We start from the raw sequence: 9,745 nt of genomic DNA on the forward strand, positions 1-9,745 counted from the left end.
AGCTCTAACCGCCCTTCTGCCGTGGCGGTTCGAACCCCTCGAGCGGGAGGAAGAACGGCGTCAAGGGGTCCCTCGACTCGGGCAGGCCCGCAACGTGCGCCGGCAGGAGACTCGCCCACGCGGCCCTCGCGGACACGCGCCCGGGGATGGTCCTGGCCGCAATGGCCCCGGTCACCTTTGCTGCGGCGAAGGAACTGCCGCTCCACCGGGCGAAGCCGTCGAAATGACTCGTGCCCTCGTCGTACCTCCCGGTCCGCCACTCGTCCTCGGGAAGCGACGGCATGACGTCTCCGATGAGGAAGGTGCTCACCACGTCCTCGCCGGTCGAGTGGACGTCGACCCAGGGCACGCGTTGTGGCGTGGTATCCGCCGGTTCCTTGTCTGACCTGGCGGAGCCCACGGCGATGACGTGAGGCAGCGCTGCCGGCCACGTCGGCCTGCTGGTCCCGTCGGCCTCCCTCTCCCTGCCGTGGTTGCCGGCCGCGGCGACGACCATCGTGTCCCGGTCCAGTCGCTCGACCGCCGTCGCCAGGAGCAGCGAGGGGAGGTCGTCATCCGTGCGGCAGAACAGCGAGAGGTTCAGGACGTCCGGTCTCGACCGGCCGAGCTCCACGATGCCCTTGGCGACCGACCATGCGTCGGCGCGTCCGTTCTCATCGGAGAGGACGCTGCGCACCTCCACGACGCATCCCGGCGCCTGCCGCAGCACCAGACCTGTGACGAAGGTGGCATGGCCAGCCACCGCTCGGAGGGCACCGTCGGCGGCGAGCACGTCCTGCGAACGGGCGATCCAGCCTCCCTGGGTCCAGGGATGGTGCGCGACACGCGTGTCCAGCACGCCGACGCGGACTCCGCGTCCGGGCTCGTCGGAGCGATCTGCCAGGTCCCGCGGTTCGTCCGCCAGGACGGGCTCGTGCCCGCCTCCGTGGGAGATCTTCCCTCCGCCGATCACGCTACCGAGCAACCGGTTCTTCCCGATGGTCGGGGTCCAGCCCGCGTAGTGCTCGGCGAAGTACGCTCGCAGCCCGCGGAGGAAGCGATCGAGGTCCCGGTCGGGTCGATCGGCTTCCCCCTTGTCCGCGAGCAACCCGATGATCGTGTCCGCGGCGTGCTCCTCGATGGATTTCTCGCCGGCGTGCCCCTCGTCCGTCAACCGGAGCAGCGCGAGTCCCAGGAGGTCGCTCCGGTCCACCACCTGGGTGGGCACCCGGTGCTCGCGCTCATCGAGCAGAGCCTTCACCAGCCCCAGGTGGTGCAGCTCGACGACGATGTCCGCGTTGTAGTAGTCGCCGTGGGGACCTTGCAACTCCCTCGCGGGCGGGTTCTCTGCCATGGTCCCCTCCGGCACGGCCCTTCGTGGTGCGCGGCAGTATCACGGTTCCCGCGGCTCGAGAGAGGGTCGTCGACCGACAACTCGATTGACTCGCCAGCGGCGGGGGCGGACCGTCAGTGCGTGAGCTCGGTCCGTGACGCTCCAGTGGCGGAACCGACTGGAGCGTCGGCCGAGCTGCAGGTGTCCGCCATGCGCGCGCTGCAGCGCGCGGCACTCGAGCCACGGGCGGCGCGCACACTGGCGGTCGAGGTGTCCGAGCGGGCCCGGGCCCGGGGTGACTGGCCGGTGGTGAGCACGGCCGAGCGGGCCCTCGGTGTCGCCGCGATGAACCTCAACGACATCGATGCCGCCCTCGACCACCTGCGCGCGGCCGTGATGGCGGGACGGCGTGGCCGCTGCCGCAGCCGCGAGGGCGAGGCGCGGATGAGTCTGGCCTCGGCTCTCGTGCTCAGCGGCCGCCCCACGCAGGCAGCGCGGGAGATCGAGGCGGCTCTCCACGACCTCGAGGGCGTGGCTGCGGCCCGGGCGGGCGTGCAGCGCGCCGCGATCCTGCAGGAGCTGGGCCGCGACGACGCGGCCCTGGAGCAGTTGCGGAGTTCTCTGCCGGTTCTCCGCCGAGCCGGGGACGTCGAGTGGGCCGTACGCGCACTCTCGAACCGCAGTCTCATCCACACCGGCCGCCGCTCGTTCGGTGCTGCTGAGACCGACCTCCGCGACGCCCTGCAGCTGTGCGTGCAGCACGACCTCGAGTTGCCCGCCGCCTACGCCGAGCAGAACCTGGGTTGTGTCAAGGCCAAGCGCGGTGACGTGCCGGCTGCGCTGCGGTCCTTCGCCGACGCAGAGGAGCGCTACCACCGGTTCGGCCTGGTGGAGGCCTCGTTGCTCGTCGACCGTGCCGAGGTCCTCTTGTCGGTGCGTCTCCTGGAGGAGGCACGGGAGGCCGCAGAGGCCGCCGTCCGCGCCTACGAGCGACAACGTCGAGACGTCCACGTGCCCGAAGCTCACCTGCTGCTGTCGACGGTGGCACTGCTGCAGGGGGACACCGTCACTGCTGACGCCAGCGCAGCTGCCGCGATCCACGGCTTCCGCCGGGTCGGCCGCGACAAGTCGCTGTCGCTCGCGCAGTACGCCCGGATCCAGGCCTCCGTGGCAGCGGACGCACGCCGCGTGAGCTGTGCGCAGGCGGCGCGTGCGGCCGACCGGCTGGCCGAGGCCGGTTGGCAGGTCCCCGCTCTCGAGGCGCGCATCCTCGCCGGGAGGATGGCGCTCGAGCAGGGGCACCGCCGCACGGCCCAGCGCCACCTGGCGCTGGCCAGCCGCGCGCGGCACGCCGGACCGGCCGACGTCCGGGCTCGAGCCTGGTTGGCGGAGGCGCTGCTGCGCCGGGCCAACGGGCGCCGAGCCGCCGCCCTGTCTGCGCTGCGTGCCGGGCTGCGGATCGTGGAGGACCACCAGGCGACCTTGGGAGCCACCGAGCTCCGGGCGCACGTGAGCGTCCACCGCGGGGAGCTGGCACGTTCGGGGCTCCGGCTGGCCCTGGAGAGCGGATCCGCCCGCCGGGTGCTCTGGTGGGCCGAACGCGGTCGGACGAGCGCGCCGTGGTTCCGCCCGGCTCGGCCGCCCGACGACCCTCAGCTGGCCCGCGACCTGGCTGATCTCCGCTCCACGATGGCTGAGATCGACGAGGCACGTGACGAGGGCCGCCCCGATGACTCGCTACTCCAGCGACAGGTGCGGCTGGAACGCCGCATCCGTGACCGCTGCCGCACTCTCGGGAGCACCGGGGCGGGGCACGGGCGCTCCACGGAACTGGCCGACATGCTGGCGCCGCTCCGTGAGGCGGTGCTGGTCTCGTACCTGGAGGTCGGCGGTGACCTCCAGGTCGTGACCGTCACCGATGGCCGCTGCCGGCTCCACCGACTCGGTCCGTCGGCTCCGATCCGGCAGTGGCTGGCCCACGCCGGCTTCGCCCTGCGCCGCCTGACCCGCCCTCATCCGGGAACGCCGGACGGCGGTCCAGCCGCCGTCGCGGTGCTGCGCCGTGCTGCCGGCGTTCTCGACGACCACCTCCTTCGGCCGCTGCGCGCGGCCGTGGACGACCGACCGCTGGTCGTCGTCCCGACCGGGACCTTGCGGTCGGTGCCCTGGTCGATCCTGCCGACGTGCCACGGGCGCCCGGTCACCGTGGCCCCCTCGGTGCGTACGTGGTTCCAGGCGGTCAGCCGGTCGCAGCCCTCCACGGACGACGCGGTGGTCGTGGTCGCCGGGCCGGGTCTGCCGGGCGCGGCCGCCGAGGCGAGCGAGGTGGCGCGGCTGTACCGAGGGTCACGGCTGCTGATGGGAGCGGCGGCCACCGCCGGCGACGTCTCCTCGGCGATGGACGGCGCCGCGATGTTGCACCTCGCGGCGCACGGCACCGTCCGCTCGGACAACCCCCTGTTCTCGTCCGTGACACTGGCTGACGGCCCGTTCACCGTGTACGAGTTGGAGCGGCTCGAGCAGGCTCCGCACCACGTGGTGCTGGCGGCGTGCGACACCGCCCGGCCGCAGGTCGTGGCCGGTGAAGAGCTGCTCGGCTTCGGGACTGCGCTGCTGGCCGGCGGCACGGCCACCCTCGTGGCGCCCCTCGTCCCGGTGGCCGACGCCGCCACCGTCACTCTGATGTGCGCCTATCACGAGGCGCTGCGCAGGGGCCGTTCACCGGCCGCCGCGCTCGCGACAGCTCAGCGGAGCCTCGACCCGGACGCCCCGGCCGTCATCGCCACCGGGGCTGCGTTCGTCTGCGTCGGCGCGGGCTGATCAGGGACGAGCGATCACCGGAGTGCCAGGACGTCGGCGACCTCGCGCAACCGGGCGAGCGCCCGTGCGCGGGTGGGGCCGATGCTGCCGATGGGCATGTCCAGCCGCCGGCTGATCTCCTCGTACGACGGCGGGGGGTCCTCGAGGAAGAGCAGCAGCAGGGCACGCTGCCGGTCGGGCAGGTCCGCCAGCGCAGCGAGCAGCTTCTCCTGGCGTTCCGTCGCGAGCATCCGCGAGTCGACCTCGGGAGCGTCGTCCCGTTCGGGCAGTCCCGGCCCCATCGGGTCCACGAGCACGACGTGCCGCCGGGCGCCGAACAGCCGGTAGCACTCGTGCGTCGCCGTCTGCACGATGTAGCGAGGCAGGGCCCGCGGGTCACGCACGTCGCGGAGATGCTCGACCAGGCGCAACCAGACGACCTGCACGACGTCCTCGGCATCGGCCGACGAGAGTCGCTGCCGGCGGACCACGGACAGGACGAGTGGGGTGTAGCGCTCGACGATGGCGTTCCACGACCGATGGTCTCCGGCGAGGGCTTCGGCAACCAGCACGGAGACCGGACGCTCCGCTGCGTCGCCATCCATGCGCGTTCCCCCCGGCGGATCAGCACGGCGTGTGTTCAGCATAGTGGGGGTGGCCCGGCTCCCGAACCTGCGGACACGGACCGGTGCCGGAAGGCCGGGGAGCCCTCGAGGAGGGCCGACGTCACGGCATCGACTCGCGGCGCCTGTCACTCCTCGCTGCGCGGCGGGCGGCTCCCGCACTCCAGGTCGAAGTCCACCGGGTCCGACGTCAGCTCGTTTGGCGACTCGACGATGAGTGAGAGTTGCCCCTCGTCGGCATCGAGATCGATCGGGAGCGGGATGTCCGTGGGGCCGGACTGTTCGATGGCGACCTCCCGTGTCTCACCGTCCTCGTCGTCCTCCCGGAGGCGGAGAACCAACTCCACCGGCGCGTTCTCCACCGTGACCCGAGCCGTCACCTCCGCTTGGAAGGGGGCACTGCACGACGGCGAGTCGGCATCCTGCCGGACGCTCAGCAACTCGACTCCGACCACCCGCCCCACCGGCGCCGGTTGCCTGACGAGCGTCACCAGGACGACGGTCAGGAAGACCAGGGCCAGCGCCCCCGCCACCACTGCTGACCTGACCACGCCACCGTGGGGACCACGCCTGCTCTCAACAGGCTTCGGGCGGGCAGGGAGACCACAGGCCACCGCTGGTCCGCGAGCCTTCGGCGCCGGTTGCCGCGGGTGGAGCGTCCGGGTCTGCGCAGCCACCGGCAGCCGGCGCTCGTCGCTGGCTGAGCGGTCCAGGAGTTCGGAGCCCTCGAGCGGGAGAGCACCGGATCGCTCGAAGGCGAAGCCGTCCTCGTCCAGGAGGAACGTGCGGTAGCTCCCCAGAGCGATGGCACGTGCCCGATCCATGTCGACGTCTGCGGGGAGGGGCTGACCGTCGCCGCGCTGGAGGAGCCCGTAGAGGTACTCGAGTGGCCGCCCGTGCTCGTCGGAGAGGTAGGTGGCCCCCGTCGGGGCGTCGTGGTCCTCACGAGCGGCTTGCATGTCCGCCGGGCGGAGTACCTCCGCTCGATAGCTGACAGTCAGCGGACCGGTGTCCGCGTGTCCTATGACGACGTTGTGCAGCGCTCCGTCGTCAGGCTCGTGCAGGCAGTCAGCCAGGAGCGACTGCAGCCGTTGGCCGGCCAGGAAGTCAGGAACGAGGACCGTCCGGTAGTCCGTCCTCCGGCCGCGGGCCACCAGGAAGGGCCATCCCCGGCTCATGGCGCCCTCAACAACGATTGCGGGTAGTTGTCCTCGAAACGGTGGACCACCCTGGTGAAGTCGTCGAGGACGGCGGACCGGACGGCCTCGACCGACGCGATCTCCTGCTCGGCCTGATCGCGGAAGGTGCCGATGGCTGCACTCTTCGCGCTGTAGGGGCCGGCGAGCCAGCGGAGGAAGAGCGTGGAGACCTCCTGGCCGACATCGCCGCCGAGCGTGCCCTTCAGCGCCGTCCGGACCACCAGGCCCGCCGGCCTGCCGAGCATCGAGGCCGCCACCCCGAGCCACTCGTGCGGCTTGAGGTTCAGGCGGCTGCGCACGGCGGCCTCGACGGCGTCCCTCGTAGCGGTGTCGAGTGAGGCACGAACCTGTTTGAAGTAGTCCGGGACGATCACCGAGAGCGGGACGTCGACGTTCGTCGGCGCCACCGTGCCGTGTGGCCGTTTGACGACGTACCCGTTGCTGTCGACCTCGGCGAAGCCCGCACCCACCGAGCTCACCGGGATCACGCGCACGACCTGTCCGCTGCTGTGCACGTAGACGAGGGCCTTCAGGAAGTCGAACTGCATCAACGCAGCAACGACCCTGCCGAGGCGCTCCCCTTCCGAGAGGCTGCGCAGTGTCGGGACCTCGCAGACGAGGTCCCACTTCGTCAAGATGAAGTGGAGAGGGCAATTCGCCCTCTGCGCGAACTCGAGCATCGGGCGGATCGTGCTGAGGAAGTAGGTGCGGGCGGCCGGGTGGTTCTCGAACAGTTGCCGGATGCGGATGCCGTCGATCATCACGAGGAGCGCGTTGGCTCCGTCGATCCTCTGCTGCAAGTCATGGAATGCCTGACTGGCGCCGTCCATGTGCCGTTCCAGGAGTCCACCGGCGTAGTCGATGAAGCTGAGCGTCAGGACCTTGCGGCGATGTCCCTGCGGATCACGTCCGACGCAGTCGAAGACGTACTCGTGACTGTCGGCGACGAGGGTGGCCTTCGGCCACGGTTGCGTCGTGTCCGTGAGGCGTGCGTAGATGTTGCCCAGGGCTATCGCCTGCTCCGGCGTCGTCTCCAGGTAGTACGAGCGACGACTCGTCCGGAAGTTCATCTCGTGGAACATGGTCGAGAGGAACACCGTCTTCCCTGCACCCGAGCCCCCCAGCGCCACCACCCGGAACGTCGGGCTGGGCACGGTGATCGGAGTGGGCGCAGCGCGGGGAGATCCGGGCGACCCCGGCCCGTGGTGTGCTCGCTCTCGGTCTGCTCGCTCTCGGTGAGCTCCCCAGCGGCCGAGCAGGGAGAGCCCCACCGCGACAGCCAGGAGCAGGATCAACACGACCAGGACGATGGACACGGCACCCCTTCCCATCACTGCCCACTGGTGGGGCTGCGGCGACGCCGGTCGCCGTGCGGTACGGCCAGCAGGAGCGCCCGGACCGGCTCCCTGATACACGTCTCATCCCGCTCCTTCTGGGTTCCTCCTCCTGGCAGGACCACCACTCGTTCGAGAAGCGACTCGAGCCTCAGCAGCTCATCGGGACGCTCCGCAGGGTGAACCACCGGCCCACGGGTCACCGTCGCGGCGGTGGACCGTCGCAACGGCGCGACGCCGCCCACGAGCAGTCACCGTCTCCGTCCGGGACGGCTGCTCCTGCGGCGCCGTCCGCGCCCACCCGCTGTCGGCCCGCGCGCGGTCCGCCGTCGACGGCGTCCTCGCGTGCTGGGAGCTCGACCGGTTCGTCGACGCCAACGGCTCGAGCGGCGGGACCTCCGCGCCGGGCCGGCTCCGGGACGCGGACGACATCCTGCTCGAGTGGTCGGTCGGACTGCCGACGAGCGACGAGGACCTCCAGCGGATCAGCCACGCCACCGCCCTCACGGGCGGCTCCAGGGGCGGCCGCACACCGGCGGAGCCGGTCAGTCGTGGTCGTCGGCGGGGACGGGGTCCAGGGCGCGCAGGGCCTGCGTCACGATGCCGGGGTCGGTGTCCCAGTAGTACGGCAGGGCGACGAGCGCCTGGGAGAGCGCCCAGCCGCGGCCCCGGCGTCGCATCGCCTCGTCGGCCCGCACTCGACGAGGAAGGTGCGGCGGCTGCTGCCGGCGAACGGGTTCCAGGCCGGCTGCAGGTCGCAGGCCGGGTCGCCCACGTCCAGGCCGTCGAGGTCGATGACCGCCGTCAGCCGCCCGCCGGCGGCCAGCAGGTCGCCCGGCAGCAGGTCACCGTGCACCCGGATGTCGGCGCCGTCCCGGACCGGTGCGGCCGGCGACGCTCCCACGAGCGCAGCGCCGCCGCACCGTCGATGCGGTCACCGAGGTCGGCGACGGCCTCGCGGACGCCGTCGTCGCGGTCGGCCAGGGTTGTCCGCGGCCACCGGGTGGGCGCGGCGGCGCCCCGGCGGTGTCGACGGCAGGCAGCGCCGCGACGAACCCGGCCAGGTCGACCGCGGCCTGCTCCCGGTCGAGCGAGGGGCCGCTCGGGTTGGCGCCGGGCAGCCACTCGTGCACCGCCCAGGTGAAAGGGGCAGCCGTCGTCCTTCGCCGCCTCCCCGTCGACCCACCCGATCTGCGGCAGGCGGACGACGAGGTGGTCGCCGAGCCGGTAGACGTCGTGGTCGGTCCCGGAGGAGGGGACGAGCGTGACCGGCAGGTCGGCCCAGTGCGGGAACTGACGGGCCAGCGGACGCCACGCCACCGGCCGCGGGACGGCCAGGGGCAGGTGCGGCGCCAGCCGCGGCGGCCTCGACCTCGTCGGGGTGCATCCGCGTCCTGACCGTCCCCGGCAGCGTGTCGGTGCGGACGGCACGCGGCCACCGACTTGCCGGTGTCACCGTCGCCCGACCGGGTCCCGGAGGCGATCCCGGGGCGGTCGGTCAGCCCGGAGCCCTCACGGCGCGGGGTGTCCGACCGGCGGGTCCTCCCCGACGAGGCCGTCCACCGACTCGCGGATGAGGTCGGCGTGGCCGACGTGGCGTGCGTACTCCTCGATCAGGTCGACGAGCAGGCGGCGCAGGCTGGCCACCTCCCCGTCGGGCCACCCCGAACCCGGCCGGTCCAGGCCGCCGTCGTGCAGCGCCTCGGCGACCACGGCCCGGGAGCGCGCCACCGCGTCCTGCCAGAGGGCACGGAGCTGCTCGGGCGGGTCCTGAGCGGCCGTGTGCCAGACCCAGTCGGGATCGGCGTCCCAGTCGGCCGTCTCCCACGGGGCTCCCGGGCCGCGGCCGAGCAACTTGGTGGAGAAGGTCAGCGCCTCGACGAAGGCCAGGTGCTTGAGCAGCCCACCCAGGGTGATCGACGACGCGCCGACCGTCGCGCGCAGGCCTGCCTCGTCCAGCCCTCCGGTCTTCCACGCCAGCGTGGCGCGTTGCCGCTCCAGGGAGCCGAGCAGCGTCGCGGTCTCGTCACCTGCGAGCGGGGGTCCGGTCCATGCCTGCGCGTCGGGGGCGGTCATGGCGGTGAGGCTAGGGAGCCGGGGCGACACCTCGGGCGACGGACACCCGTGCGGGTGGGTCGAGCACCGTCCGCCGCGGACGCATCCGGAACGCATCCTGCGCACGAAGGAGTTCCGTGAGCGAGCTGTCGACACAGCAACGGTGGATCCTGCAGCCACTGACCGACGCCGGACTGGCGCGCCATCAGGTGCACGGCCTCGTGTTGCGCCTCGCCTTCGACTCCGTCGTCCACGGCGGGTGCCTGCACCCCTCGCACCTGAGCTCCCTGGTCGACGACCAGCCCGTCGGCGTCCGGCGGGCGTGGATCGAGGTCCTCGACCGCATGATCGCGACGCCCGAGGGCCGGCCGGGGACCTGCGGGCCGCTCCGCGCCGAGGAGCCCCCGCGGGTCACCTGACCGG

General features: G+C 72.4%; 8 protein-coding genes and 1 pseudogene. 2 read left to right on the forward strand and 7 right to left on the reverse strand.

Annotated features, from left to right (window positions below; translation table 11 throughout):
• Positions 1–4: 4 nt before the first annotated feature.
• A complete protein-coding gene (locus JOD57_RS04710; protein WP_204690831.1) occupies positions 5–1,333 on the reverse strand; it encodes a S8 family peptidase in 1,329 nt (442 codons plus the stop codon).
• A gap of 189 nt (positions 1,334–1,522) precedes the next feature.
• Here JOD57_RS04710 and JOD57_RS04715 point away from each other — a divergent pair, with 189 nt between their 5' ends.
• Positions 1,523–4,132 (forward strand): CHAT domain-containing protein, encoded by a 2,610-nt coding sequence (locus tag JOD57_RS04715; protein WP_204690832.1) that lies wholly within the window; start codon positions 1,523–1,525, stop codon positions 4,130–4,132.
• Positions 4,133–4,146: 14 nt separating this feature from the next.
• Here JOD57_RS04715 and JOD57_RS04720 read toward each other — a convergent pair whose 3' ends face one another.
• The 6 genes and pseudogenes from JOD57_RS04720 to JOD57_RS04740 all read right to left on the reverse strand — a co-directional run bounded on the left by JOD57_RS04720 (position 4,147) and on the right by JOD57_RS04740 (position 9,343).
• Positions 4,147–4,683 (reverse strand): RNA polymerase sigma factor, encoded by a 537-nt coding sequence (locus JOD57_RS04720; RefSeq protein ID WP_307824461.1) that lies wholly within the window; start codon positions 4,681–4,683, stop codon positions 4,147–4,149.
• Positions 4,684–4,862: 179 nt separating this feature from the next.
• On the reverse strand, positions 4,863–5,912 hold the full coding sequence (locus JOD57_RS04725) for a hypothetical protein (protein ID WP_204690834.1): 1,050 nt from the start codon (positions 5,910–5,912) through the stop codon (positions 4,863–4,865).
• Positions 5,909–7,087, reverse strand: coding sequence for a hypothetical protein (locus JOD57_RS04730; protein ID WP_204690835.1), 1,179 nt, complete (start codon positions 7,085–7,087; stop codon positions 5,909–5,911). The genes JOD57_RS04725 and JOD57_RS04730 overlap by 4 nt, the downstream gene beginning before the upstream one ends.
• 725 nt (positions 7,088–7,812) lie before the next feature.
• On the reverse strand, positions 7,813–7,947 hold the full coding sequence (locus JOD57_RS26105) for a hypothetical protein (protein WP_275582057.1): 135 nt from the start codon (positions 7,945–7,947) through the stop codon (positions 7,813–7,815).
• A 59-nt stretch (positions 7,948–8,006) separates the two neighbouring features.
• Positions 8,007–8,171, reverse strand: a pseudogene (locus tag JOD57_RS27215) (phosphotransferase); the annotation flags it as partial.
• Between the two features lie 608 nt (positions 8,172–8,779).
• Complete coding sequence (locus JOD57_RS04740) at positions 8,780–9,343, reverse strand: DinB family protein (protein ID WP_204690837.1); 564 nt, start codon at positions 9,341–9,343, stop codon at positions 8,780–8,782.
• Positions 9,344–9,459: 116 nt separating this feature from the next.
• Between JOD57_RS04740 and JOD57_RS04745 the strand changes: the two genes are divergently transcribed.
• Complete coding sequence (locus JOD57_RS04745) at positions 9,460–9,741, forward strand: hypothetical protein (RefSeq protein WP_204690838.1); 282 nt, start codon at positions 9,460–9,462, stop codon at positions 9,739–9,741.
• Positions 9,742–9,745 lie beyond the last annotated feature (4 nt).

The organism is Geodermatophilus bullaregiensis, from assembly GCF_016907675.1.
Lineage (GTDB): Bacteria > Actinomycetota > Actinomycetes > Mycobacteriales > Geodermatophilaceae > Geodermatophilus > Geodermatophilus bullaregiensis.

Coding starts and splice junctions, on each gene's coding strand:
- JOD57_RS04710 (WP_204690831.1), bottom strand. CDS start 1,333: ATGGCAGAGAACCCGCCCGCGAGGGAGTTGCAAGGTCCCCACGGCGAC.
- JOD57_RS04715 (WP_204690832.1), top strand. CDS start 1,523: ATGCGCGCGCTGCAGCGCGCGGCACTCGAGCCACGGGCGGCGCGCACA.
- JOD57_RS04725 (WP_204690834.1), bottom strand. CDS start 5,912: ATGAGCCGGGGATGGCCCTTCCTGGTGGCCCGCGGCCGGAGGACGGAC.
- JOD57_RS26105 (WP_275582057.1), bottom strand. CDS start 7,947: ATGCGACGCCGGGGCCGCGGCTGGGCGCTCTCCCAGGCGCTCGTCGCC.
- JOD57_RS04740 (WP_204690837.1), bottom strand. CDS start 9,343: ATGACCGCCCCCGACGCGCAGGCATGGACCGGACCCCCGCTCGCAGGT.